Raw genomic sequence first — 23,258 nt, forward strand, 5'->3', positions numbered from 1 at the left:
GGCAGGCGCGGGTCAGGCCTGCTGCTCCAGTCCCGTGCAGGCCGCCCGCAGGATGCGGGCGTAGGTTTCCTGTTCTGGCTCGATCCGGTAGATCGGGCCGCCCACCGAAATGGCGTAGTGTTCGCCGGACAGCGTGACCGGCCAGGCAATCGCGCCCACGTCGGCAATGGACTCGCCGCTGTTCATGAACCACCCCCGCTGCCGCGAGGCGTCCAGGTCCGCCAGCAGCGCCTCGCGGGTGACGAGGGTCCGGTCGTTGTAGCGGGTCATGGGGATGTCCGCCAGCAAGGCGTCGCGGGCCGGTTCGTCCAGCAGCGACAGCAGCGCCTTTCCCAGCGAATTTGCGTGAACATCCTTGAACTCGCCTGCAACAGGCGCGTATCGGATCGTATGCGGCGAATCCAGCACATCCAGATAGACAACGCGGCCATCCGGCGACAGCTTGGCAAAGACCACGGTTTCGCGAGTAGCGTCCCTTAATTCGACAAGACTGGGATAGACGCGATCCAGAACGGGATCGGCCCGGGCGATGCGCTGGGCCATGGCGAGCAGCCGGCCTGTCGGGTAATAGCCCTGGCGGCGGCCCGTTTCATAGAGGTAGCCCAGGCTGGTCAGCGTGCGGATCAGCGCCAGGCAGCTGGACACGGGCACATCGAGCAACCGGGCCAATTCCGACAAGGGCAGCGCGCGTTTCTCGCGGGCGAAGGTTTCGATGATTTCGATAACTCGCAACGCCGTCTTGACACTCATTGCCCGATCCAGACTCTTAGCACGTGAACCATCCATTTGCGCAAGGCTAAAGTTCCCTGCGAGGGTGCCGTTATGGTAACTGAGAATTTCCTGAAAACAGCGCGTTCTCCGAGACGCCCCCCTCGCCGTTGGAGTGATCATGGCCGTAACCCCGTTAGCCCCCGCAGCGTTCGCGTCGTTACCGGTTTCGACCGTTATCGCCACGCCCGACCCTGCTGCCACCGCCACGCCGGCGCCCGCGACCACCGACAGCAGCTCCTCCGGCGGCGCCACGTCCGACCAGGCGAATTCGCAAAAAATGCCCCTGGATAAGGCGCTGGATGAGATCAACGAACAGATGAAGGCCTGGTCGACCCAGCTTCAGTTCGAAATCGACCCGAATGTGCACCAGGTGGTGGTGTCGGTGATCGATGCGGAGTCGGGAGACGTCCTGCGCACCATCCCCAGCGAAGCGGTGCTGAAGATCGCCAAGATGATCGTGAACATGCAAGGGAACGGTATCAAGACGTCGGCCTGATCCGGCACTTAAAACACCGTTCGCCAAGATTGACGCGCGGCCCGGTGAGAGAACCGCCGAATTAGGCCCGCCTTATGCCTTTACCCGGCCAATAGCCGGGATCACATTTTTGTCAGAATTGCATCGCTAGGAAGGAATTTCACATGGCCACCATTACCAACCTCGGTTCGAATTCAGGCTTGCCCCTCGAGGACATCCTCTCGAAGCTGGAAGCCGCCGAGGAAAAGAGGCTGCAGCAGTACACCGTACGGCAGACCAGCTTCGAGACCCGCGTTACGGCGTTCGGCCAGCTCAAGAGCGCCGTGGAAGCCGTGCAGAAGGCTGCCGCAGCGCTCGGCAAGCCCGAGACGCTGGGCGCCGTGAAAGGCAGCGTGACCGGCGGCGACGCCCTGACCGCGACCGTGGCCGCCGAAGGCGCCGTGGCCGGCCAGTACACGATCAACGTGAAGAACGTTGCCACTTCCCAGACCCTGAAATCGGGTGCGGTTGCGGACCGCAAGGCGTCCAACGGCGACACGGGTTCGTTTGAGGTCGAACTGGCCAATGGCAAGAAGAAGACTGTCGACCTGAAAGGCGACACTTCGCTCAACGGCATCGTCAAAGCCATCAATGCGGACGATACCCTGGGGGTGCGTGCCACCGTCATCACCGACGGCGATGGGCCGGATGCCCAGAGCTATCTGATGCTGTCCGCGAAAGACACCGGCGTCCAGGCTTCCGTGAAGTCCATTACCGTGACGGGTGACGACAAGCTCAAGAACATCCTTAGCTATAGCAGCACCGATGCAACCAATAGCAAATTGACGGCCACCGACGCCGTCGATGCCGAAATCGACATCAACGGCATCCCGATCAAGAGCGGCACGAACAACATTTCGACCGCCATTGACGGTGTGACGCTCAATCTGTCGTCCAAGACTGAAGAGAACAAGCCGATCACGCTAAAGCTGGAAAGCGACCCCTCGGTGGCCAGCAAAGCCATCCAGAGCTTCGTCACCGCCTACAACACGCTGCAGACGACGATCAAGAATCTGACGGCCTTCGACGCCGCCGCCGCCACCAATCAGCCGCTGACCGGCGACGGCACGACGCGCGCCATCCAGTCGTCCCTGGCGGGTGCGCTGCAGGTGCTGTCGGGCGAAGGCTCCCTGCGTTCGCTGGCCGACCTGGGCATCACGACCAACCCGCAGACGCGCCAGCTCACGTTGGACCAGACCAAGCTGGACAAGGCACTGTCCACGAACGGCGCCGACGTCTCGCGCTTGCTGACCGGCACGAACGGCCTGGCCGCCAATTTCGAAAAGGCCACGAAGGACATCCTGAGCGACACCGGTTCGATCAAGACCAAGACCGACGGCCTGGCCAAATCGATCGCCACCGTGAAAGACCAGTACACGCGCGCCAAGGCAGCCGGTGAAGCCCAGCTCGAGCTGATGCGCGCCCAGTTCGTCCAATTGGACAAATTCGTGGCGCAGCAATCGGTCACGGCCAACTATCTGACGCAGCAATTCGCGGCCATGAACAAGTCGTCGAAGTGATAACCGAGAAGATGCATTAAATGACGTACGCCGCGCGCCGCCCCACAGGCTCATACTCTGCCCGCTCCTACGCCGATATCGGCCTGGAGACCCAAGTGATGAGCGCCACGCCGGAGAGGCTGATCACCCTGCTTTACCAGGGTGCGCGCGCGGCAATCGGACAAGCGCGCCTGCACATGCAGGAAGGTCGCGTCGCCGAGCGCGGGACAGCTATCACCAAGGCAATCAAGATCGTCGACGAGGGCCTGAAGATGGGCCTGAACATGGAAGCCGGCGGCGACATCGCCGCCAACCTGAGCCGGTTGTACGACTACATCGTCCGCACGCTGCTCATGGCAAACCTTAAAGCGGACGTCGAGCAGCTCGACATCGCAGACCGCCTGCTGGCGGACCTTTCCGACGCCTGGCAGACCTCCATCGATCGGCCTGCCCCGGACGCAACGCTTTGATGGCCCCCCACAACGACTATTGCCAGCCATCGCTCGCCCGAGATTTCTATGACGTCGCTCACCCAGTACTCCGCCATCCTGGAACAGTATCAGGAGATCGCCCAATCAACGGGCGAGATGTTGACGGCCGCCCAGGCCGGCGACTGGGACACCGCGCTTGTGCACGGTCAGCTCTACTGTGAACAGGTCGAACGCCTGCGGCATGCCGAGCCGTCCAGTCCGCTGGACGAGGCCGGCCGCAGCATGAAATACGACCTGCTTGTGCGCATTCTTGAAAACGATGCCATGACGCGTGATCTGGCGCTGCCCCAGTTGGCGCGGCTGGGCGAATTGCTGGGACGCATGAAGCGCCAGCAGACCCTGCTGTCGGCTTACGGCAACCAGGCGTCTGACCAATGAGCATCGGTCCCGCCGCGCTTGGCAACGTCCTGGTGCAGCGGTTGGACGCCGTGCTGGGCACGACGATGTCCGCCGCGAACGCCAACCAGATTTCCGGCGCGCGGCCGGACGCGGTCAGCCAGCCGGGCAGCCCGGAGAAGGCCGGGCCGTCGGACGGCTCCGCGCGCGATACCCGGCAAGGCATACAGACTGGCGGCGCCCGAGGCGACCGCCAGAATACTGTTGTCGACCCCAAAACCGCCGCCGCGCTGGCGCTAGCCGCGCGCGGCCTGGTCACCAGCAGCGACACCACGGCCTCGGCGCCGACCACGTTGGGCACGACCGCGCGCACCATTCTTGCCCTGCTCGCGCAGTACCCCGAAGCGGCCCCGGCCGTGCAGGGGCGCGCGCCGCTATGGAGCGCCGACGCGCAGGGCGGACAGCAGGCGGGCGGTGCGGCCCCTGGCGGACAGCCCGCTGCGGCCCAATCGGGCCAGCCCGCGCAGGCCGGTCAGCCCGGCCAGCCCGCCGCGGCGACGACCACCCCGCTTCCGGCTTCGACCACCCTGCCGGCTGGCGCCCCTGCCGCCGCGCCGTCGGCCACCGCAGCCGCCGACGCCGCCAACGCCAAGCCGGGCGCCGGGCACCCGGCGGGCCAGGCCGGTGACGCGAAAGGGGCCGAAGCCGCAACGCATGCCTCGCTGGCCGCAGGCGGCCCGTCCGCCCGCGCGCTGGGCCAGGCGTTGCGCACCGCCCTGCAGACCAGCGGCCTTTTTTACGAATCGCACCTGACCGACATGGTGTTCGGGCGCAAGAACCCCGCCACACTGGAAAACGAACCCCAGGCCAGGATGTCGCGCGACACCGCCGCGCACGCCAGCACCCAGGCGCGCAGCCGCGGCGAAGCCGCCGGCGCCAGCCGCTCGGGCGCCGGCGCGGATGCGCCCTCGGCCTCGGGAACGTCGTCTTCATCATCCACACCCGGCGCGCCGATCACCGGCATCCATCAGGATCTGACCGTGCTGGTGCGCCAGCAACTGGACGTGCTGGCCAACCAGACGCTGAACTGGCAAGGCGAAGCCTGGCCCGGCACCCCGATGGAGTGGGAAGTCGAGCGCGACCCCTACGGCGAGGACCGCGAATCGGCCGTGCCGACCTGGGCCACGCGCGTGAAGCTGGACCTGCCGCGCCTGGGTCTCGTCGACGCCCGCCTGAATCTGGCCGGAGACCAGATCGTGCTGCAGCTGATTGCGCCGCACAGCGCGGCCGAGATCAACGATTCGTCGGACATGCTACGCTCGCGCCTGTTGGCCGCCGGGCTGACCCTGAGCAATCTGACCGTGAACGTGGTTGAACCCCGTCTCGTCATCCCCAACGATTTCTGATGAACACCCCTCCCTCCCCCGCGGACGCCGGCCCGAACGCCAACCGCAACGCGGCGGTCGCCATCTCGTACGACGAAAGCGACGGCGCGCCGCGCGTGGTCGCCAAGGGCTATGGCCAGCTGGCGGACACGATTGTCCGGGCGGCCGAGGAAAACGGGCTGTACGTGCACGAATCGCGCGAACTGGTGGGTCTGCTCATGCAGGTCGACCTGGATGCACATATTCCTCCCCAACTCTATGTCGCGGTGGCAGAATTGCTCGCCTGGCTGTACCGCCTGGAATCGCGCGACATCCCCCAGGCCGCGCGGCCCGAAATCTCTACCTAAGGACGATCACCGTGTTGGATGCCGCCGATCCGGAATTCCTGCTGACCCGGCCGGAAGACATGCGCTCAGCGCTCTTCGAGCTGACGCACCCCGACAGCCACATCCTGGTGCGCGACGCCGCGGACCGGGAGATCGCCGTGCTGATCCTGGGCGCCGACAAGCAGACCCGCCAGTTCTTCTGGCGGCCGCGCGACTACGACGGCGCGGACTTTGAACAGTCCGACAGCATGGGTCTGCTCAGCGGCACGACCTTCCACTTCAATGCCACCGCCTATGGCGGCGTGCAGATCCGCTTCCGCATCCAGCGCCCGGAAGTCATCCATTTCGATGACGGCAGCGCGGCGCTGATGTCGCCCTTCCCTGATCGTCTTGCCCGCATCCAGCGCCGCAAGATGTTCCGCGCCTCGATGATCTCCAGCGCCAGCCGCTGTCTGGCCACGTGGCAACCGGCGCCCGCGGACAAGCCCGTGGGCTTTACCGTGCGCGACATCTCGGTGGACGGCGTGGGCTTGCGCGTGGGTCTGGCCGTGGGCCAGCTGCCCGAGCGCGGCGCGGTGATGGAAGACGTTGAGCTGGATTTCGGCGAACTCGGCAAACTGAGCGCCGACCTGGAAGTGCGCAACATCTATCCGGTATCGGGGCAGCCGATGGCCTCGGCCGAAGGCAGCAGCGACGGCGAGGCGCCCAAGCACGTGTCGCTGACGGGCGAGCCGCCGGTCAGCCATGTGGGCGCGCTGTTCATGAACCTGAACGCGCGCCAGGAGAACTGGCTGCAGCAGGTGGTGTGGCGCCTGGAGAAAGGCGCGCAGCGCAATTGACGGCGCGCTGCCCGACGGCGCAACTCAAAGGGCGCGACTGAAACGCAAAAGGCCTTCCCGCGGGAAGGCCTTTGTACAAGTCGCGGGCCTTACACGGCCATCGACGAGATTTCCTTGTAGGCCGCCACCAGCTTGTTGCGCACCTGGACCGCCGTCTGGAAGCCAAGACTTGCCTTCTGCAGGTCGATCATGACGTCGTTCAAGGAAATATCGGGAGCGCCCAGCTCGAAGGCCTTGGCCTGATTGCTGGCCGCGTTCTGCGCGGCGGTCACGCGACGGATGGAGCGCTGCAGTTCCGCGGCAAAACCGTCGGGTTGCGCCACGGCGTCGCCGGCGCCCAGATTACCGGTCTCCGCCTTGCTCACGACCGCGCGCATCTGCTGGAGCATGCCTTCGATGCCGGACAAGCCTGATACAGCCATTACCTATTCCTTGCTGGTGGGGGATTACGCCAAAGTGCACACGCAGCGTAACGCCGATCGGACCGGTCCATAGCCGACAAGAACCGCCAAAAAACCCGACATTTCAACGAATGCGGACACCCCTTGCCGGGGATACGGCCCCGCTTTGCGCCTCGTCATCGACATAGGGCTTAAGTAACGCCAAAAAACGGCTGTTTTCATCGATTGGGATTGCTGTCTCAGGGGCAATAATCCACGCTCTCCCCAGACCAGAAGCACGTTGCATGTGTAATCGGCCCTACCCAGACATGAAGTCATTTTCCCTGCTCCGCGAAGCCAGCGGGAGCCGTCAATGAATCAGCAGGCTACCCTGAGCTCGTCGCTTCTGGCCAAGTTCCCCGTGCTGGAACGGGTCCGTGCGCTTCCCAAGCCCGTCCTGATCGGCGCCGCCGCAGCCCTCGTCGCGGTGATCGTCGCCGTGGCCATGTGGAGCAGCGAACCGAAATACAAGGTGCTGTTCTCGAACCTGGACGACCGCGATGGCGGCGCCATCGTGACCGCCCTGGGCTCGATGAACGTGCCCTACCGCTACAACGAAAACGGCACCGCGCTGCTCGTGCCGGCCGACCGCGTCTATGACGCCCGGCTGCAGCTTGCGTCGCAAGGCCTGCCGCGCGGCGGTTCCGTCGGCTTCGAGCTGATGGACAACGCCCGCTTCGGCGCCAGCCAGTTTGCCGAACAGATCAACTACCAGCGCGGTCTGGAGGGCGAGCTGGCCCGTTCGATCGAAGCCATGCACACCGTGCAGCACGCCCGCGTCCACCTGGCCATGCCGCGCCAGTCGCTGTTCGTGCGCGAGCGCCAGGCGCCCACCGCCTCCGTGCTGCTGAACCTGTACCCGGGCCGCAGCCTGAGCGACGCCCAGGTCTCCGCGATCTCGTGGCTGGTGGCTTCCAGCGTGCCGGAACTGACCGCCGAAAGCGTGTCCATCGTCGACCAGAACGGCCGCCTGCTGTCCTCCCCGCTGGGTGAAGGCCGCGGCATGGACGCCGATCAGCTTCGCTTCGTACGCGAGATCGAGCAGCGTACCGTCGAACGCATCCTCACCATCCTGAATCCCTTGGTCGGCCCCGGCAACGTGCACGCCCAGGCCACGGCTGACGTCGACTTCTCGCGCCGCGAGGAAACGTCCGAGGTCTATCGTCCCAACCAGGAACCTGGCCAGGCCGCCGTGCGCAGCCAGCAGACCAGCGATTCCACGCAGCGCGGCGTCGGCCCCGCTCAGGGCGTGCCCGGCGCGCTGTCGAACCAGGCCCCCGCCAACGCGCAGGCGCCCATCGCCAATCCGCCGCAGCAACAGCCGCCGCGTCCCGGCCAGCCGCCGCAGGCCAACGCGCAGCAGCAGCAACAACAGCAGCAACAGACCGGCACCCAGGCTGCCGCCGCCAACCTGAACGAACGCCGCGACGCGACGACGAACTACGAAGTCGACCGCACCATCAGCCACATCAAGCAGCCGACGGGCAACCTCAAGCGCATGTCGGTGGCCGTGGTCGTGAACTACGTGCGCGACAAGGACGGCGAATTGCAGGCCCTGCCGCCCGAGGAACTGAACAAACTGACCAACCTGGTGCGCGAAGCCATGGGCTATTCCGAAGGCCGCGGCGACTCGCTCAACCTGGTCAACAGCCAGTTCAACGACGGCCCGCCGCCGCTGCCGATGTGGCGCGATCCGGAAATGATCTCGCTGTTCAAGACGATCCTGCTCTGGCTGGTCGGTGGCGTCCTGGCCCTGTGGCTGTACCGCAAGATTCGCCGCTCGGTCACCGAGTACCTGTACCCGCCGGTGGATCCGGAGCAGGCCGAAGCCGAGCGCGCCGAAGCCGCCCGCGAAGCGCAGGACCTGGCCCGCGCCAAGGAAACCGACCGCTATCAGGACAACCTTGAGCGCGCACGCACCATGGCCAACAAGGATCCGCGCGCTGTCGCGATGGTCCTGCGCACCTGGATGACCAAAGATGAAAAATGATTCCCTGCCCATGGACGGCATGACGCGCAGCGCCGTCCTGATGATGTCGCTGGGCGAAGACGCCGCGGCTGAAGTGTTCAAGTACCTGAGCGCCCGTGAAGTCCAGCAGGTCGGCGCCGCGATGGCGAGCTTAAAGCAGGTCACGCGCAACGACGTCGCCGTCGTGCTGGAAGAGTTCCGCCTGGAAGCCGACCAGTTCATGGCCGTGACGCTGGGCTCGGACGACTACATCCGCAGCGTGCTGACCAAGGCGCTGGGCAGCGATCGCGCCGCCGGCCTGATCGAAGACATCCTGGAAGCCGGCGACGGCGGCAGCGGCATCGACGCGCTGAACTGGCTGGATCCGAACACCGTGGCCGAACTGATCGGCGACGAGCACCCGCAGATCATCGCGACCATCCTGGTTCACCTGGAGCGCGATCGCGCGGCCGGTGTGCTGGCCCTCCTGACGGACCGCCTGCGCAACGACGTGATGCTGCGTATCGCCACGTTCGGCGGCGTGCAGCCGGCGGCGCTGTCCGAACTGACCGAAGTGCTGAACTCCGTGCTGGCCGGCCAGGGCGCCAAGCGCAGCAAGATGGGCGGCGTGCGCACCGCGGCCGAGATCCTGAACATGATGAACTCGACGCAGGAAGAGACCGTGGTCGCCAGCCTGCGCGAACGCGACAACGACCTGGCGCAGAAGATCATCGACGAGATGTTCGTCTTCGACAACCTGCTCGACGTCGAGGACCGCGCCATCCAGCTCATCCTCAAGGAAATCGACAACGACACGCTCATGGTCGCGCTCAAGGGCGCCCAGGAAGAGCTGCGCGCCAAGTTCCTGCGCAACATGTCCAGCCGTGCAGCCGAAATGCTGCGCGAGGACCTGGAAGCCCAGGGCCCGATCCGCATGTCGAAGGTCGAGACCGAACAGAAGAAGATCCTGCAGATCGCCCGCCGCCTGGCGGAAAGCGGCCAGATCGTGCTGGGCAATTCCGGAGACGACGCGTATGTCTGAAGCGGACAACGGCGCGACGACGCTCATCTCGCGCAGCGCCGCCTGGCGTCGCTGGCAGATGCTGTCGTTCGACGAGCCGGCGCCCGTCGAAGTCGAACCCGAGCCCGAACCCGATCCGGGTCCCGATCCCGCCGTGGTGATGGCGCAGTTGCGCGCCCAGGCCATCGCGGAAGGACACGAGGAAGGCCTGGCGCGCGGCCACGCCGCGGGCATGGAAGCCGGCCAGCAGGCGGGCTACGAGGCCGGCCTTGCCGCTGGCCGCGAAGCCGGTCATGCGGAAGGCCTGGCCCAGGGCCGCGAACAGGGCGCCGCCGAGGCGCAACGCCTGCACACGCTGGTCGAAGCCTGCGCCGTGTCGATCGGCGCGCTGGAAGAAAAGATGGGCCAGAGCCTGCTGACGCTGGCCCTGGACATTGCCCAGCAAGTGGTTCGCACCACCCTCGCCGAACAGCCCGAGACCGTCGTGAACGCGGTTCGAGACGTGCTGCACATCAATCCGACGGCCGGCGGCCAGATGCGCCTGTGGGCCAATCCGGACGATATCGAACTGATCCGCCTGCACCTGGCCGACGAGTTGAAGGAAGGCCATTGGCGCGTGCTGGCCGATGAGTCGATCCTGCGCGGCGGCTGCCGCGCCGAGACGCCTTTCGGCGACATCGACGCCACGCTGCAGACCCGCTGGCGCCGCGTGGCCGCCTCGCTCGGCCGCAACGCATCCTGGGAGGAGCCGGTGTGAACGGCCATCCGGCTTCCGAGCAATCCGGCCAGCCGCCCCTCGCGGGCGCCGCAGCCGCTTCCGCGGCGGCCAAACCGACCGCGCCCGTGCTCGACCGCTGGCAGACGCAGCTTGAGATCGGCTCGATCCGCGCGGCGTCCACCGAACCCTGGCTGGTCAGCGGCAAGATCACGCGCGCGACCGGTCTGGTGCTGCACGCCACCGGCCTGCGCCTGCCCGTCGGCGCTGCCGCCCGCATCGAGATCGCGCGCGGCCATGACCATTGGGCCGACGCCGAAGTCGTGGGCTTTGACGGCCACACGCTGTACCTGATGCCGCAGGCCGACATTTCCGGCCTGCCGCCCGGCGCGCGCGTCGTGCCCGGCGAACCGCCCGTGCAGCGCCAGATTCCGCTGCCGCGCAAGGCCGAACTGAACGGCAACGCGAAGCCCCAGCTTGGCCGCCACCTGCCCGTCGGCAACGCGCTGCTCGGCCGCGTGCTGGACGGCGCCGGCCGCCCGCTCGACGGACTGGGTCCGCTGACGGGCGCCGAACTCGCGCCCCTGTCGGCCCAGCCGATCAACCCGCTGTCGCGCGCGCCCATCGATACGGTGCTGGACACCGGCGTGCGCGCCATCAATGGTCTGCTGACCGTCGGCCGCGGCCAGCGCATGGGTCTGTTCGCAGGGTCCGGCGTCGGTAAATCGGTGCTGCTGGGCATGATGGCCCGCTACACCAAGGCCGACGTCATCGTCGTCGGACTAATCGGCGAGCGGGGCCGCGAAGTCAAGGAATTCATCGAGCACAACCTGGGTCCCGAAGGTCTGGCGCGCTCGGTCGTGGTGGCCGCACCGGCCGACGTGTCAGCGCTGCTGCGCCTGCAGGGCGCCGCCTATGCGACGCGCCTGGCCGAGCATTTCCGTGACCAGGGCCTGGACGTGCTGCTGATCATGGACTCGCTGACCCGCTACGCAATGGCGCAACGGGAAATCGCGCTGGCCATCGGCGAACCGCCCGCCACCAAGGGCTATCCGCCGTCGGTGTTTGCCAAGCTGCCCACGCTGGTGGAACGCGCGGGCATGGGCGCGCCCGGTCCGTCCGGCAAGGCCGGGTCCATCACGGCGTTCTATACCGTGCTGGCCGAAGGCGACGACCAGCAGGACCCGATCGCCGACTCGGCGCGCGCCATTCTGGACGGTCACGTCGTGCTGTCGCGGCACCTGGCCGAATCGGGCCACTACCCCGCCATCGACATCGAAGCGTCGATCTCGCGGGCAATGACTTCGCTCATCACGCCGCAGCAGTTCTCGATCGTGCGCCGCTTCAAGCAAAGCCTGTCGCGCTACCAGCGCAATCGCGACCTCATCGCCGTCGGCGCCTACGCCGCCGGCAACGACCCGCAACTGGACGACGCCATCGCGCGCTACCCGCGCCTGGAAGCCTTCCTGCAGCAGGACATCGGCGAGAACGTCGGCTACGAAGACGCCGTCAATCAATTGCGAGCCAGTTTCGAATCACGGGACACCTATGCCTAGCCAACTGCCTCTGGACATGCTGATCAACCTGGCCAAGGAGAGCACGGACGAAGCCGCTCGCCTGCTGGGCCGGCTGACCGCCGAACGCAGCAATGCGCAGCGCCAGCTTTCCATGCTGCACGACTACCGCCAGGACTACCTCGAGCGCCTTCAGACGGCGATGACGAGCGGCATGGCGGCCAGCGACTGCCACAACTATCAGCGCTTCATCGGCACGCTGGACGACGCAATCGGCCAGCAGCAAGGCGTGTTGCGCCAGGCCGAGGAAAACCTGTCCAAGGGCCAGCTCTACTGGCAGCAGGAAAAGCGCAAGCTCAACTCCTACGATGCCCTGGCGCAACGCGAGCAGCGCGCCCAGGCCCTCGTGGAATCGCGCCGCGAACAGCGCGCCAACGACGAATACTCCGCCCGCCTGGTCCAGCGCCAGGCCAGCGGGATGCATTAAGCAGTTCCTCACAGGAAGCCCCAGATGACCGCTCCCCTGCCCTTGCCCTCGCTCGCACCGGCCGCCCCGACGTCGCTCAACGACGTGCTTGGCGCAAAGCCGCCTGCCGCGCACAAGAAAGATAAAGGCCCCTCGTTTTCCGACGTGCTGGCGCAACAGCGTCCGGCCCAGCAGCGGCCCGACCAGACCGCCGATGCGCGCCCTGCAAACGGCAACAGCAAGACGCCGTCCAAGGACGGCAAGGCCAGCGATCCGGCGAGCACGGCCGAAGGCGCCGCCGCCGGCGCCATCAACGATGCGGTGCAGACCGCCGGCCAGGCCGAAGCCGGCGCGCTCGCCGTTGCGGCGCAACAGCCGGTCGCCGCGTCCGACCTGCCGCAACAGGCCCTGGAGATTGCGGCCCAGGCCGCCGAGCAGGTGCAGCTTGCGCGCGGCAATGCCGCAGCAACCGCCACCGCCATGAATCAGGGCGCCGCCGTGTTGACGGCCGCGCTGAACGCCGCCGACACGCTGGTGCCGCAGGCCGCTCAGCAGACACCGGCAGCCGCGACCGCCGGTCAGGCGCAGGCCGCCGCCGCGCAGATCGCTCGCGAAGCCGAAGCCGCGCTGCCGGTCGTCACTGCCGCCGTCAAGCCGGGCTCCGCGCCGGTTGCCCAGGCGCCCGTCGACGCCAAGGCAACGGTCAAGGCCGACGCCCCGAAGGCCGCCCTGGACCTGCCGCTGCCGCGCGTCGCGCGCGACATGCCCGCCGACCAGAAGGAAGCCGCTCCGGCGCTGCCCGCCCACGTTGCCGACGAAGAGCAGCCCGACCTGCTGGCCGGCTCGGCCCCGCAATTCCAGGCGCCGCAGCATGGCGCCAATCCGCAGGAAGCGCTGGCCCACGCGCTGGCCGCCGCCACGCAGCGCCAGGCGCTGCCGGTCGTCAATCAGGCCGCCATCGCGCAGCCCATCGTTCCCGTCGTCATGCAAGTGGCCACGCCGGTCGGCGCCACCCACTGGGGCACCGAACTTGGCCAGCAGATGGTCATGATGAGCAACAACGTGCGCCAGGGCATGCAGACCGCCGAACTGCGGCTGGATCCGCCGGACCTCGGTCCGCTGCGCGTCAGCCTGAACCTGGCGGACGGCGTGGCCAGCGCCTCGTTCGTGTCGGCGCATGCGTCGGTACGCCAGGCGATCGAAGTCGCCATTCCGCAGTTGCAGCAGGCGCTCGCCCAGGCCGGCATCTCGCTGGGCCAGACCAGCGTCGGTGAACAAGCCGCGCAGCAGGAATTCGCGCAACAGAACGGCAACGGCTCGCAGCGTCAGCATGGCGGCGGCGTCGCCGTGGCGGACAGCGGGGCAGATGCCGCGCAGCCCGCAGTGACGGCGTCGCGCAACGCCAACGCATTGGTCGACACGTTCGCGTAATGATCCGGCGGCCCGTGTCCGGCAACGGATGCGGGCAGTGCAGCAATAGCTTGAGATACGCGGCTTTCGCCCTGTTTTTCGCCTCCAAGCGGCGGCGTGAATTCGGGCAGAATGCTTTCATCCACTAAGAATCCGTTTTCACCAGCGGCAAACACGCATCGAACTCCAGATGGCGACAATCAAACCCATTCCCGCGCCGGCGCGCGACGCGAAGTCCTCCGGCGGCATTGGCCGCATCCTTCGGCCGCTGCTGGCGATCCTGGTGCTGCTGCTGGTTGCCGCGGCCAGCGCCGGCGCGACCTGGTTCATCACGCAGCGTCTGCAGCAACCGCAAGGCGGCGCTCCGGTGCAGCTTGGCGTGGGCCAGGTGCCTGGCGGCCAACCCGGCCAGCCGGGTCAGCCCGGCCAGGCCGGCGGCGTGCAAGGCCAGCCCGGCCAAGGCCCGCAGGCCACGCCGACGACCTTCGTCGCGCCGTCTGCCACCCCGATCGCCGTGCCCGCGCCGATCTTCGTGCCGATCGAAGCCTTCACCGTCACGCTGCAGAACGCGGACACGGAACGCATCATGCACGTCGGCCTGACCCTGCGCGTGAGCGACGAACAGACCCGCACGCGCCTGGAAAAGTACATGCCCGAAGTGCGCAGCCGCATCCTGATGGTGCTGTCGTCGCAATCGCCCACTGCGGTGCAGACGCAGCAAGGCAAGACCGACATGATCACGGCCATCAAGCAGGCGGTGAACCGTCCCTTCTCGCCCCTGCCTGACGGCCAGTACGTGACCGACGTGCTGTTCACGGCGTTCGTGGTGCAATAAGCATGGCCTACGAGGCATTTCTTTCGCAGGACGAAGTCGATGCGCTGCTAGCCGGCGTCACCGGCGAGAGCGATAGTAAAAAGGAATCCGACGGCCAGAACGGCGGTGCGCGTGCCTACGACCTGAGCTCGCCAGAGCGTGTCGTGCGCCGCCGCATGCAGACGCTGGAGCTCATCAACGAGCGGTTTGCGCGCAACATGCGCAACGTGCTGTTGAACTTCATGCGCCGCAGCGCCGACATCACCGTCGGCTCGATCAAGATCCAGAAGTACGCGGACTTCGAGCGCAACCTGCCGGTTCCCAGCAATCTGAACATGATTCAGATGAAGCCGCTGCGCGGCACGGCGCTTTTTACGTACGACCCGAACCTGGTGTTCCTGGTCATCGACAGCCTGTTCGGCGGCGATGGCCGCTACCACACGCGCGTCGAAGGCCGGGACTTCACCACCACCGAACAGCGCATCATCCGGCGCCTGCTCAACCTGACCCTGGAAAGCTACGGCAAGTCCTGGGATCCCGTCTACCCGATCGAGTTCGAATACGTCCGCTCGGAGATGCACACCAAGTTCGCCAGCATTACCGGCAACAACGAAGTGGTGGTGGTCTCCTCGTTCCACATCGAATTCGGCGCGACCGGCGGCGACCTGAACATCTGCCTGCCCTACTCCATGATCGAGCCGGTGCGCGATCTGCTGACGCGCCCGCTGCAGGAAACGACGCTCGAAGAAGTGGATCAGCGCTGGTCGCAGCAGCTTTCCCGCCAGGTGCGCAGCGCGGACATCGACGTGGTCGCGGAATTTGCCCGCATCCCGTCGTCGATCCGCGAACTGATGAGCCTGAAGGTCGGCGACGTCCTTCCGGTGGACGTGCCTGAAACCGTCATCGCCCACGTCGACGGCGTGCCGCTGATGGAATGCGGCTACGGCGTCTTCAACGGCCAATACGCCTTGCGCGTACAAAACCTGTTTACCCACGATACAGAACCCAACGAGGCCTCTGACCATGACTGACAAGAACGAGCCCGGCACTGGCTCGTCCCCGGCCGACGACTGGGCCGACGCGCTCGCCGAACAATCCCGCGCCAACCCGCCCACGCAAGCCGACGGTCTGAAGCCGCAGGACGACTGGGCCGCCGCGATGGCCGAACAGGCTGCCGCGCCCGCTGCCGCGGCGCCCGCCGCCGCTCCTGCCCCGGCACCGGCTCCCGCCGCGGCGCCGGCCGCCACGGCCTCGGCCGCCGCGTCCGTGTTCAAGCCGCTGGCCGGCGCCACGTCCGGCCAAGGCACCGACATCGACCTGATCATGGACGTTCCCGTCCAGCTGACGGTTGAGCTTGGCCGCACCCGCCTGACCATCAAGAACCTGCTCCAGCTGGGCCAGGGCTCGGTGGTGGAACTGGACGGCCTGGCCGGCGAACCGATGGACATCTTCGTCAACGGCTACCTGATCGCCCAGGGCGAAGTCGTGGTCGTCGAAGAAAAGTACGGCATCCGCCTGACCGACATCATCACCCCGTCCGAGCGGATCAACCGCTTGAACAACCGTCGTTGACCCCTGGCGCCATGACCGAACCTGCCCTGCTGCGCGTCATCATCGGCCTTGTGCTGGTGGTGGCCGCCATCCTGGCCGCGGCGTGGCTTGCCAAGCGCGCCGGACTGGTCCAGCGCGGCGGCGGCAACGTGCTGCGCCAGGTTGCCAGCATGCCGGTCGGTCCGCGCCAAAGCGTCGTCGTCGTCGAGATCGAAGACACCTGGCTGGTGGTGGGCGTTGGCCCGAACCAGCTCACCACCCTGCATACCCTGCCCGCCGGCCAGTTGCCGGAGGGTTCGCCTCTGCCCACGGCCGCCTTCGCGGCCAAGCTGGGCCAGGCACTCAAGCGCCGCTAGGGCTCAACGCCCCGGCGCGAATCAAGCGATACCCATGAGTTTGCCTACCCGCACGACTACCGCCCGCGCCGCCCAGCGCGCGCTGCCCATGCTGGCCGCCGCCGCGGTGCTGGGCCTGGCCTTTTTCCCGGCCGGCGTGGTGGCGCAGGCCACGCTGCCCGCGCTGACGGCCACGCCGGGCGCGAATGGCTCGCAGACCTACTCGCTCAGCATGCAGACCATGCTGCTGATGACGTCGCTGTCGTTCCTGCCGGCGGCGCTGCTGATGATGACGGGCTTCACGCGCATCATCATCGTGCTGGGCCTGTTGCGCAGCGCGATGGGCACGGCCATGTCGCCGCCCAACCACGTGCTGATCGGCCTGGCGCTGTTCCTGACCTTCTATACGATGTCGCCGGTGTTCGACAAGATCTACACCGACGCCTACAAGCCCTTGTCCGAAGGCACGATCCAGTTCGAGGCCGCGGTCGAACGCGCCGCGAATCCGCTGCGCACCTTCATGCTGCACCAGACACGCGAGAACGACCTGGCGCTCTTTGCCAACCTGGCCAAGCAGCCCGCGCTGGAAGACCCCTCGCAGGTGCCGATGCGCATCCTGGTGCCGGCCTTCATCACGAGCGAACTGAAGACCGCCTTCCAGATCGGCTTCACGATCTTCATTCCCTTCCTCATCATCGACCTGGTGGTTGCCAGCGTCCTGATGGCGTTGGGCATGATGATGGTGCCGCCGGTCACCGTGGCGCTGCCCTTCAAGCTGATGCTGTTCGTGCTGGCCGACGGCTGGAACCTGCTCATGGGCTCGCTGGCCCAGAGCTTCTACCAGTAACGCCGCAAGGAGATCGCCATGACCGCTGAAACCGTCATGACCATGACCTACCAGGCGATGAAGATCGTCCTGGCGATGGCCGGTCCCCTTCTGCTCGTCACGCTGGTCGTGGGTCTGGTCATCAGCATCTTCCAGGCCGCCACGCAGATCAACGAAATGACGTTGTCGTTCATTCCGAAGCTGCTGGCCATGTGCGGCGTGCTGGTGCTGCTGGGTCCCTGGCTGATCGGCGTCATGGTCGACTACATCCGGCAGCTCATCGGCCAGATCCCCATGCTGGTGTCCTGAGCGGCGCCGGCCGCCGGACACGGGTTGCGACGCCATGTTCTCTTTTACGCTCGAGCAGCTGAACGGCTGGGTCGGCCAGTTCCTCTGGCCGTTCGTGCGTATTCTCGCGCTCGTGGGCACCGCGCCGCTCTTCTCCGAATCGCTGATCCCCGTCAAGGTCAAGGTGGGACTGTCGTTCGTCCTGGCCGTGGCGATCAGCCCGGCCCTGGATCCCATGCCACCCGTCGCACCCGGTTCCTACGCCGGCCTCTGGATGGTGATGCAGCAGGTGCTGATCGGCATCGCCATGGGGTTCACCATGCGCATCGTATTCGCAGCGGTGCAGACGGCCGGTGAATTCGTGGGCCTGCAGATGGGCCTGTCGTTCGCCTCGTTCTTCGACCCCAGCTCGGGCGCCAACACCGCCGTGCTGTCGCGCATTTTCAACATCGTCGCGATGCTGACCTTCCTGGCGCTGGATGGGCATCTGCTGGTGCTGGCGGCGCTGGTGCGGTCATTCGACACCCTGCCCATCGCGATGATCCAGCTGCACCAGAACGGCTGGGGCGCAGTCGTGGAATGGGGCAAGACGATCTTCGTGTCTGGGCTGTTGCTGGCGCTGCCGCTGATTTGCGCCCTGCTCACCATCAACCTGGCCATGGGCATCCTGAACCGCGCCGCCCAGCAGCTTTCCGTGTTTGCGGTGGGCTTTCCTGTCACGCTCATCGTCGGCGTGACGATCCTGGCGATCGTGCTGCCCCACGCCGGGCCGTTCCTGGAGTCGTTGTTCGAATCGGGGCTGACGGCGATGAGCCGTGTGGTGGATGCGCTGGCTGGGCGGTAACCGTCCGCCGCCAGCAGGCCTGCAATCGGGCGCGACCGCGGGCCCCGCCCCGCCCCGCCGCCCTCCGCCCGCAACTCGATCAGTGCTGTCCCACCACGCGGAAGACGCGGATGGTCTCGCGCAGCGCGCCCGACTGATTGCCCAGCTGCGTCACCGCGCCGCCAAGTTCCTGCACGAGTGCCGTGTTCTGCACGGTCATCACGTCCATTTGCGAGACCGCGGTATCCACCTGTTCGATGCCGGTTGACTGTTCCTGCGAGGCCCGCGAGATCTCGCCGATGATGGCCGTGACGCGGTGGACGGCATCCACGATCTCCTGCATGGTCGCGCCGGCCTGCTCCGCCTGCGCCGAGCCTTCGGTCACGCGGTCCACCGAGTCCTCGATCAGCGTCTTCACTTCCTTGGCGGCCTGGGCGCTCTTTTGCGCCAGGCTGCGAACTTCGCCCGCCACCACCGCGAAGCCCTTGCCGGACTCGCCGGCCCGTGCGGCTTCCACCGCGGCGTTCAGCGCCAGGATGTTGGTCTGGAAGGCGATGCCTTCGATGATGGTGACGATGTCGGCGATCTTGCGCGAGCTGTCCGAGATGCCGTGCATGGTGTTGACCACCTGCCCGACGGCCACGCCGCCGCGCCGCGCCACGTCCATGCTGCTGGCGGCCAGATCGTTGGCCTGCCGCGCATTGTCGGCGTTCTGGCGCACCGTGGACGTCAGTTGCTGCATGCTGGCGGCCGTCTGCTGCAGCGACGCCGCCTGCCCTTCTGTGCGGCCGGCCAGTTCCTGGTTGCCCCGGGCGATGTCCACCGCGGCGTGCGTCGTGCCCTCGATGCCGCGATAGACGTCTTGCGCAATGCCGATCAGGCTCTTGCGCATGACCTCCAGCGAAAACTTCAAGCTGCCCACCTCGTCATCCGATTCCGGCACGATCTGCGTGGTCAGGTTGCCCGCCGCCACCTGACGTGCCATGTTCGCCGCGTCTCGCATCGGGTCCAGCAGCGAACGCGACAGGCTCCAGCCCATCGCGTAGATGGCGACGATGCCCAGCCCGATCGCGCCACAACCCAGCGCCGCGCCCAACGGGCTCAGGCTGGCCCAATTGGCATGCAGGCCATACGCGCCCGCGGCGCCGACGATGGCCGACGACAGCGTGGCGTGGCGCAGCATGCGGCTGCGCACGCCCGGCCGAAACGGGAACGCCAGCAGGTCCAGGCCGCTGCGCCAGCCGGCGCGCACGGGCCGGCCGTGCAGGATGCGCACGCCCTTGGCCGTGCCCTCGCGCATGCGTGCGTACAGCGCTTCGGCCATCTCGATCTGTTCTTCCGACGGCTGCACGCGCACCGACGAATAGGCCACGACTTCGCCGTTCTCGACAATGGGCGTGGCATTGGCCAGCACCCAGTAGTAGCCGCCATCCTTGCGGCGGTTCTTGACCACGCCGAGCCAGGATTCCCCGGCTTCCAGGGTCTCCCAGAGATCCGCGTAGGCCTCCGGCGGCATGTCGGGATGGCGCACGATGTTGTGCGCCTTGCCGATGAGCTCTTCGCGGGTGAAGCCGCTGACCTCGACGAAGGCCGGGTTGGCGTAGACGATGCGGCCCTTGGTGTCCGTGCGCGAGATCAGGTACTGGTCCTCGCGCAGCTTGGTTTCCACATTGGTGACGGGTAGATTGACACGCATGGTTTGTCTCCAGCTGGCGTCCGATCCCCCGGCCACCGTTGATTACTCTGTTTTCGCCCTGAAAATTCAGGCATTGACATTGTTTACGGTCATAAAGCGGAAAACTTAACGTGCTTATGATTTCCATCAACGCACGCATAACCGTCCGATATGAAACAAGCACATCCGCGGATCGCTGGCCTACAAAAAAGCCGCGCCCGATCCCGCATCTGCAGGATCGGGCGCGGCCCGGGACAACGACGATCAGTTCAGCGACGGCGCGGCATACCCGCCCAGCTGGTGCGCCGGCACTTCAATCACTTCGCCGGCATTGATCTTGAACACGGCAACCGCTTCGGCCAGGCGCTGCGCCTGTTCCTGCAGCGAGCCGGCGGCGGCCGCAGCCTCTTCCACCAGCGCCGCGTTCTGCTGCGTCACTTCGTCCATCTGCGACACGGCGCGGTTGACCTGGTCGATACCGCTGGACTGCTCTTCGGACGCCGCCGAGATCTCGCCCATGATGTCCGTCACGCGTTTGACCGAGGCCACGATCTCCTGCATCGTCGCGCCGGCGCGTTGCACCTGCTGCGAACCCGCGCCGACCTTGGACACCGAGTCCTCGATCAGGCCCTTGATCTCCTTGGCGGCCTGGGCGCTGCGCTGCGCCAGCGAGCGCACTTCGCCCGCCACCACCGCAAAGCCCTTGCCCTGCTCACCCGCACGCGCGGCTTCCACCGCGGCGTTCAGCGCCAGGATGTTGGTCTGGAACGCGATGCCGTCAATGACCGACACGATTTCCGAGATCTTGCGCGAGCTGGCCGAAATGCCTTCCATGGTGTTGACCACTTCCGACACCGCCGAACCGCCGCGCTCGGCCACGTCCGACGCGCTGGCCGCCAGCTGGTTGGCCTGGCGGGCGTTGTCCGCGTTCTGCTTCACGGTCGAGGCCAGCTCTTCCATCGAGGCAGCGGTCTCTTCCAGCGAGGCGGCCTGCTCTTCCGTGCGGCTGGACAGGTCCGTGTTGCCGGCCGAGATTTCACGCGAACCCACCGTGATCTCGTCCACGCCACGGCGTACCGTCGACACGGTGCGCGTCAGGCTTTCCTGCATGCGCTTGAGCGCGGCGAAAAGCTGGCCGATTTCGTTGTGCGAACGCACTTCCACGCGGCCCGTCAGGTCGCCGGCGGCGATCTTGTCAAAGTGCTGACCGGCTTCGACCAAGGGGCGCACCACCAGGCGGCCGAACAGGATGCGGGCAAGCACCATCAGCAGCAGCGCCAGCGCAACCGCAATGCCGACGGCGATCATGGCCAGGTTGAAATTGGCCTCGGCCTGTTCGATCGTTTCACGCTGCTGGTCGGCGATGTACTTGTCGAACTGGCTGATCGCCTCGATGAAGGCGGCGCTGCGAGGCGTGCCGTATTCGTTGTTCACCATGTAGAACGTCGAATAGTCTTCGCTGCGCAGGGCTTCGACCATCGTGTCCACGCCGTCGTCGATGTACGAGCGATAGCGGCGCACAAGGTTCATCGACAACTGGCGGCCAGTGTCGTCCTCGAGCATGTTCTTCTGGAAATCGGCGAAGCGGCTGCGCACGCCGGTCAGGAGATCCGTCGCGCCCTTGAGCGACGCGGCCGCGTCACGCGCGGAGTTCTCGCCGCTGCCCCAGCCGGATTCCTGCAGGTGGCGGGCGGCCACCATCAGGCTCACGCGGGCGCGCAGCATGTCGCTGTTGATGATTTCGACCTGTTTGGCGCGCGCCGTCAGCGCGTTGACCTCACGGATCGATTCATAGTTGCTCTGCAGGAAGTACGCGGCCAGGCCGCCCACCGCCGCGATCAGCAGCGCGAAAAACGCCATCACCCACAGCAGCATCGTGCCAACGCGCGCATCGCGCAGCCTCAGTTTGCGCTTGACCTTAGGTGCGCGCGCGGCTTTTTTCTTGCCGGCCTTGCCGGCTTTACCACCGGATTCGAGACTCGCTTCCATTTATTTCCCCATCCCTCAGGAACTGCTCTGACCAAATGAAAAACCACCCTGTGGACATGCCCTGTTACACAGGGGATGCACTCAGGGCGACGAACACCGGGCATGTGACGCCCGATGTCTTCTGCCGAACTGCAGGGCTATTTGCCCTGCGGCGCCAGACCGGCCGGCTCACCCGGGCCCGGAATGTAGATCGTTTGCACCTCGGGTTCCATCGCAGGTTGTGCCCAGTCCTGCGTCAAGGCAGGCGCGGGGGCAGGCCCCAGCAACTTCTGGCGTTCCCAAGGTTCCAGCAGAATATTGGTGCTGTCGACGAGCCGCATCAGCCGGCCATCGGGCCCGAACTGCAGCAGCGCTTCCTTACGGCTGTACAGGCCGTCGGTGACAAAGGTGATTTTGTGGAACCAGAGCGCCAGCACGGTGCCGTCGCTCTGTTTGAATTGTTGGGCAGGCGGGGCGGTCAGCGCGCGCGCGGCCTCTTCCATGGTCGTCTGCCCGGGCGTCAGGGTCGACAGCTTGCTCGGGTCGAAGTTGTGACCCGTTGCCGCACAGCCAGCGACAAGGGCCGCAATCGCGGCCGCTGCCAGAAGATGTAGATAACCTCGCATACCCTGCCTATTTGCCGGCGGCGCCGGCGTCAGAAAGATTCCCAATCGTCGTCCGAAGGCGCCTGCCGCCGGCTTGCAGCCGGTGCTGGCGCGGGCTTCGAAACGTCCTTTGCCGCGGGCGCCGGACGCGTCGCCGCGGGCTTGCGCGGCGGGCGCGATGCCGAGGCGCCGGCGGCCGGTTCCGGCTTGGCGCGGGCGGTGTGTGTCAGGCGCACGGCAGCGGCGGGCTTGGCGGCCGGCGCGGCGGGTGGCGGCGCCACCTCGGGCTCGGGCGCCGGTGCGGCCACGCGGGCAGCCGGCCGATGCTGCTGCGCCAACTGGCGCGCCGGCACTTCGATGACTTCGCCTGCATTGATCTTGAACACGGCCACCGCTTCGGCCAGGCGCTGCGCCTGGTCCTGCAGCGAGCCGGCGGCGGCCGCAGCCTCTTCCACCAGCGCCGCGTTCTGCTGCGTCACTTCGTCCATCTGCGCGACGGCGCGGTTGACCTGGTCGATGCCGCTGGACTGCTCGTCGGAGGCCGCCGAGATCTCGCCCATGATGTCCGTCACGCGTTTCACAGAAGCGACGATCTCCTGCATCGTCGCGCCGGCGCGTTCGACCTGCTGCGAACCGGCGCCGACCTTGGACACCGAATCCTCGATCAGGCTCTTGATTTCCTTGGCGGCCTGGGCGCT

Annotated in this window: 26 protein-coding genes; 20 read left to right on the forward strand and 6 right to left on the reverse strand. The window is 66.6% G+C overall.

From position 1 onward, the window contains the following. Positions 1 to 12: 12 nt before the first annotated feature. A complete protein-coding gene (locus B3098_RS20675; RefSeq protein WP_286898723.1) occupies positions 13 to 750 on the reverse strand; it encodes an IclR family transcriptional regulator in 738 nt (245 codons plus the stop codon). A gap of 139 nt (positions 751 to 889) precedes the next feature. Between B3098_RS20675 and B3098_RS20680 the strand changes: the two genes are divergently transcribed. The 7 genes from B3098_RS20680 (at position 890) to B3098_RS20710 (ending at position 6,161) form a co-directional block, all read left to right on the forward strand. After that, positions 890 to 1,267, forward strand: a complete 378-nt coding sequence (locus B3098_RS20680; RefSeq protein WP_175139155.1) for a flagellar protein FlaG — start codon at positions 890 to 892, stop codon at positions 1,265 to 1,267. A 143-nt stretch (positions 1,268 to 1,410) separates the two neighbouring features. Then, positions 1,411 to 2,805, forward strand: coding sequence for a flagellar filament capping protein FliD (gene fliD, locus B3098_RS20685; RefSeq protein WP_286898724.1), 1,395 nt, complete (start codon positions 1,411 to 1,413; stop codon positions 2,803 to 2,805). A gap of 20 nt (positions 2,806 to 2,825) precedes the next feature. After that, positions 2,826 to 3,254 carry a flagellar export chaperone FliS gene (gene fliS, locus B3098_RS20690; protein ID WP_175121948.1) on the forward strand — a complete coding sequence of 143 codons (429 nt, stop codon included), beginning with the start codon at positions 2,826 to 2,828 and terminating at the stop codon, positions 3,252 to 3,254. Between the two features lie 48 nt (positions 3,255 to 3,302). Beyond that, the gene (locus tag B3098_RS20695; RefSeq protein ID WP_175121949.1) at positions 3,303 to 3,653 is read left to right on the forward strand and encodes a flagellar protein FliT; all 351 of its coding nucleotides are present in this window, start codon (positions 3,303 to 3,305) and stop codon (positions 3,651 to 3,653) included. Next, entirely contained in the window at positions 3,650 to 5,017 is a 1,368-nt protein-coding gene (locus tag B3098_RS20700; protein WP_286898725.1) for a flagellar hook-length control protein FliK, read from the forward strand. The genes B3098_RS20695 and B3098_RS20700 overlap by 4 nt, the downstream gene beginning before the upstream one ends. Then, entirely contained in the window at positions 5,017 to 5,343 is a 327-nt protein-coding gene (locus B3098_RS20705; RefSeq protein WP_175126254.1) for an EscU/YscU/HrcU family type III secretion system export apparatus switch protein, read from the forward strand. The genes B3098_RS20700 and B3098_RS20705 overlap by 1 nt, the downstream gene beginning before the upstream one ends. 14 nt (positions 5,344 to 5,357) lie before the next feature. After that, complete coding sequence (locus B3098_RS20710; RefSeq protein WP_279974742.1) at positions 5,358 to 6,161, forward strand: flagellar brake protein; 804 nt, start codon at positions 5,358 to 5,360, stop codon at positions 6,159 to 6,161. A gap of 89 nt (positions 6,162 to 6,250) precedes the next feature. Here B3098_RS20710 and fliE read toward each other — a convergent pair whose 3' ends face one another. Continuing rightward, complete coding sequence (gene fliE / locus B3098_RS20715) at positions 6,251 to 6,583, reverse strand: flagellar hook-basal body complex protein FliE (protein ID WP_175126255.1); 333 nt, start codon at positions 6,581 to 6,583, stop codon at positions 6,251 to 6,253. Between the two features lie 331 nt (positions 6,584 to 6,914). Here fliE and fliF point away from each other — a divergent pair, with 331 nt between their 5' ends. From fliF to fliR, 13 genes are all read left to right on the forward strand, one after another. Further along, positions 6,915 to 8,591 (forward strand): flagellar basal-body MS-ring/collar protein FliF, encoded by a 1,677-nt coding sequence (gene fliF, locus B3098_RS20720; protein WP_175126256.1) that lies wholly within the window; start codon positions 6,915 to 6,917, stop codon positions 8,589 to 8,591. Continuing rightward, entirely contained in the window at positions 8,581 to 9,591 is a 1,011-nt protein-coding gene (gene fliG, locus B3098_RS20725) for a flagellar motor switch protein FliG (RefSeq protein ID WP_175126257.1), read from the forward strand. Before fliF ends, fliG begins: the two co-directional genes overlap by 11 nt. After that, positions 9,584 to 10,327, forward strand: coding sequence for a flagellar assembly protein FliH (fliH, locus tag B3098_RS20730; RefSeq protein ID WP_286898726.1), 744 nt, complete (start codon positions 9,584 to 9,586; stop codon positions 10,325 to 10,327). The genes fliG and fliH overlap by 8 nt, the downstream gene beginning before the upstream one ends. Positions 10,328 to 10,413: 86 nt before the next feature. Beyond that, a complete protein-coding gene (gene fliI / locus B3098_RS20735) occupies positions 10,414 to 11,841 on the forward strand; it encodes a flagellar protein export ATPase FliI (RefSeq protein ID WP_279974741.1) in 1,428 nt (475 codons plus the stop codon). Further along, complete coding sequence (gene fliJ / locus B3098_RS20740; RefSeq protein WP_175126259.1) at positions 11,834 to 12,286, forward strand: flagellar export protein FliJ; 453 nt, start codon at positions 11,834 to 11,836, stop codon at positions 12,284 to 12,286. Before fliI ends, fliJ begins: the two co-directional genes overlap by 8 nt. A 24-nt stretch (positions 12,287 to 12,310) precedes the next feature. Then, complete coding sequence (locus tag B3098_RS20745) at positions 12,311 to 13,696, forward strand: flagellar hook-length control protein FliK (protein ID WP_286898727.1); 1,386 nt, start codon at positions 12,311 to 12,313, stop codon at positions 13,694 to 13,696. Between the two features lie 169 nt (positions 13,697 to 13,865). After that, positions 13,866 to 14,510 (forward strand): flagellar basal body-associated protein FliL, encoded by a 645-nt coding sequence (gene fliL, locus B3098_RS20750; protein ID WP_175126261.1) that lies wholly within the window; start codon positions 13,866 to 13,868, stop codon positions 14,508 to 14,510. A gap of 2 nt (positions 14,511 to 14,512) precedes the next feature. Beyond that, the gene (gene fliM / locus B3098_RS20755) at positions 14,513 to 15,520 is read left to right on the forward strand and encodes a flagellar motor switch protein FliM (RefSeq protein WP_175126262.1); all 1,008 of its coding nucleotides are present in this window, start codon (positions 14,513 to 14,515) and stop codon (positions 15,518 to 15,520) included. After that, positions 15,513 to 16,061 (forward strand): flagellar motor switch protein FliN, encoded by a 549-nt coding sequence (fliN, locus tag B3098_RS20760; RefSeq protein ID WP_286898728.1) that lies wholly within the window; start codon positions 15,513 to 15,515, stop codon positions 16,059 to 16,061. Before fliM ends, fliN begins: the two co-directional genes overlap by 8 nt. A gap of 11 nt (positions 16,062 to 16,072) precedes the next feature. Further along, positions 16,073 to 16,396 carry a flagellar biosynthetic protein FliO gene (gene fliO, locus B3098_RS20765; RefSeq protein WP_056570231.1) on the forward strand — a complete coding sequence of 108 codons (324 nt, stop codon included), beginning with the start codon at positions 16,073 to 16,075 and terminating at the stop codon, positions 16,394 to 16,396. A gap of 34 nt (positions 16,397 to 16,430) precedes the next feature. After that, positions 16,431 to 17,222, forward strand: coding sequence for a flagellar type III secretion system pore protein FliP (gene fliP, locus B3098_RS20770; RefSeq protein WP_370633024.1), 792 nt, complete (start codon positions 16,431 to 16,433; stop codon positions 17,220 to 17,222). 18 nt (positions 17,223 to 17,240) lie between these two features. After that, a complete protein-coding gene (gene fliQ, locus B3098_RS20775; protein ID WP_008163193.1) occupies positions 17,241 to 17,510 on the forward strand; it encodes a flagellar biosynthesis protein FliQ in 270 nt (89 codons plus the stop codon). Between the two features lie 34 nt (positions 17,511 to 17,544). Further along, a complete protein-coding gene (gene fliR, locus B3098_RS20780; RefSeq protein ID WP_175126266.1) occupies positions 17,545 to 18,333 on the forward strand; it encodes a flagellar biosynthetic protein FliR in 789 nt (262 codons plus the stop codon). A 79-nt stretch (positions 18,334 to 18,412) separates the two neighbouring features. Here fliR and B3098_RS20785 read toward each other — a convergent pair whose 3' ends face one another. The 4 genes from B3098_RS20785 to B3098_RS20800 all read right to left on the reverse strand — a co-directional run. Next, a complete protein-coding gene (locus B3098_RS20785) occupies positions 18,413 to 20,008 on the reverse strand; it encodes a methyl-accepting chemotaxis protein (RefSeq protein ID WP_279974659.1) in 1,596 nt (531 codons plus the stop codon). A 243-nt stretch (positions 20,009 to 20,251) separates the two neighbouring features. Further along, positions 20,252 to 21,976: a methyl-accepting chemotaxis protein gene (locus tag B3098_RS20790; protein ID WP_191578093.1), complete on the reverse strand. Its 1,725-nt coding sequence runs from the start codon at positions 21,974 to 21,976 to the stop codon at positions 20,252 to 20,254. 137 nt (positions 21,977 to 22,113) lie between these two features. Beyond that, positions 22,114 to 22,581: a hypothetical protein gene (locus B3098_RS20795; RefSeq protein ID WP_175139214.1), complete on the reverse strand. Its 468-nt coding sequence runs from the start codon at positions 22,579 to 22,581 to the stop codon at positions 22,114 to 22,116. Positions 22,582 to 22,610: 29 nt separating this feature from the next. Further along, positions 22,611 to 23,258 (reverse strand): methyl-accepting chemotaxis protein (locus tag B3098_RS20800; RefSeq protein ID WP_286898729.1); only part of this gene is annotated, 648 nt, incomplete at its 5' end.

The sequence above is a fragment of the Achromobacter sp. UBA2119 genome (assembly GCF_002331005.1).
Lineage (GTDB): Bacteria > Pseudomonadota > Gammaproteobacteria > Burkholderiales > Burkholderiaceae_B > Achromobacter > Achromobacter animicus.

Coding starts and splice junctions, on each gene's coding strand:
- B3098_RS20745 (WP_286898727.1), top strand. CDS start 12,311: ATGACCGCTCCCCTGCCCTTGCCCTCGCTCGCACCGGCCGCCCCGACG.
- fliJ (WP_175126259.1), top strand. CDS start 11,834: ATGCCTAGCCAACTGCCTCTGGACATGCTGATCAACCTGGCCAAGGAG.
- fliS (WP_175121948.1), top strand. CDS start 2,826: ATGACGTACGCCGCGCGCCGCCCCACAGGCTCATACTCTGCCCGCTCC.
- B3098_RS20675 (WP_286898723.1), bottom strand. CDS start 750: ATGAGTGTCAAGACGGCGTTGCGAGTTATCGAAATCATCGAAACCTTC.
- B3098_RS20790 (WP_191578093.1), bottom strand. CDS start 21,976: ATGGAAGCGAGTCTCGAATCCGGTGGTAAAGCCGGCAAGGCCGGCAAG.
- B3098_RS20795 (WP_175139214.1), bottom strand. CDS start 22,581: ATGCGAGGTTATCTACATCTTCTGGCAGCGGCCGCGATTGCGGCCCTT.
- fliL (WP_175126261.1), top strand. CDS start 13,866: ATGGCGACAATCAAACCCATTCCCGCGCCGGCGCGCGACGCGAAGTCC.
- fliQ (WP_008163193.1), top strand. CDS start 17,241: ATGACCGCTGAAACCGTCATGACCATGACCTACCAGGCGATGAAGATC.
- fliM (WP_175126262.1), top strand. CDS start 14,513: ATGGCCTACGAGGCATTTCTTTCGCAGGACGAAGTCGATGCGCTGCTA.
- B3098_RS20785 (WP_279974659.1), bottom strand. CDS start 20,008: ATGCGTGTCAATCTACCCGTCACCAATGTGGAAACCAAGCTGCGCGAG.
- fliP (WP_370633024.1), top strand. CDS start 16,431: ATGAGTTTGCCTACCCGCACGACTACCGCCCGCGCCGCCCAGCGCGCG.
- fliG (WP_175126257.1), top strand. CDS start 8,581: ATGAAAAATGATTCCCTGCCCATGGACGGCATGACGCGCAGCGCCGTC.
- fliD (WP_286898724.1), top strand. CDS start 1,411: ATGGCCACCATTACCAACCTCGGTTCGAATTCAGGCTTGCCCCTCGAG.
- B3098_RS20680 (WP_175139155.1), top strand. CDS start 890: ATGGCCGTAACCCCGTTAGCCCCCGCAGCGTTCGCGTCGTTACCGGTT.
- B3098_RS20705 (WP_175126254.1), top strand. CDS start 5,017: ATGAACACCCCTCCCTCCCCCGCGGACGCCGGCCCGAACGCCAACCGC.
- fliO (WP_056570231.1), top strand. CDS start 16,073: ATGACCGAACCTGCCCTGCTGCGCGTCATCATCGGCCTTGTGCTGGTG.
- fliE (WP_175126255.1), bottom strand. CDS start 6,583: ATGGCTGTATCAGGCTTGTCCGGCATCGAAGGCATGCTCCAGCAGATG.
- fliN (WP_286898728.1), top strand. CDS start 15,513: ATGACTGACAAGAACGAGCCCGGCACTGGCTCGTCCCCGGCCGACGAC.
- fliR (WP_175126266.1), top strand. CDS start 17,545: ATGTTCTCTTTTACGCTCGAGCAGCTGAACGGCTGGGTCGGCCAGTTC.
- fliF (WP_175126256.1), top strand. CDS start 6,915: ATGAATCAGCAGGCTACCCTGAGCTCGTCGCTTCTGGCCAAGTTCCCC.
- fliH (WP_286898726.1), top strand. CDS start 9,584: ATGTCTGAAGCGGACAACGGCGCGACGACGCTCATCTCGCGCAGCGCC.
- B3098_RS20695 (WP_175121949.1), top strand. CDS start 3,303: ATGACGTCGCTCACCCAGTACTCCGCCATCCTGGAACAGTATCAGGAG.
- B3098_RS20700 (WP_286898725.1), top strand. CDS start 3,650: ATGAGCATCGGTCCCGCCGCGCTTGGCAACGTCCTGGTGCAGCGGTTG.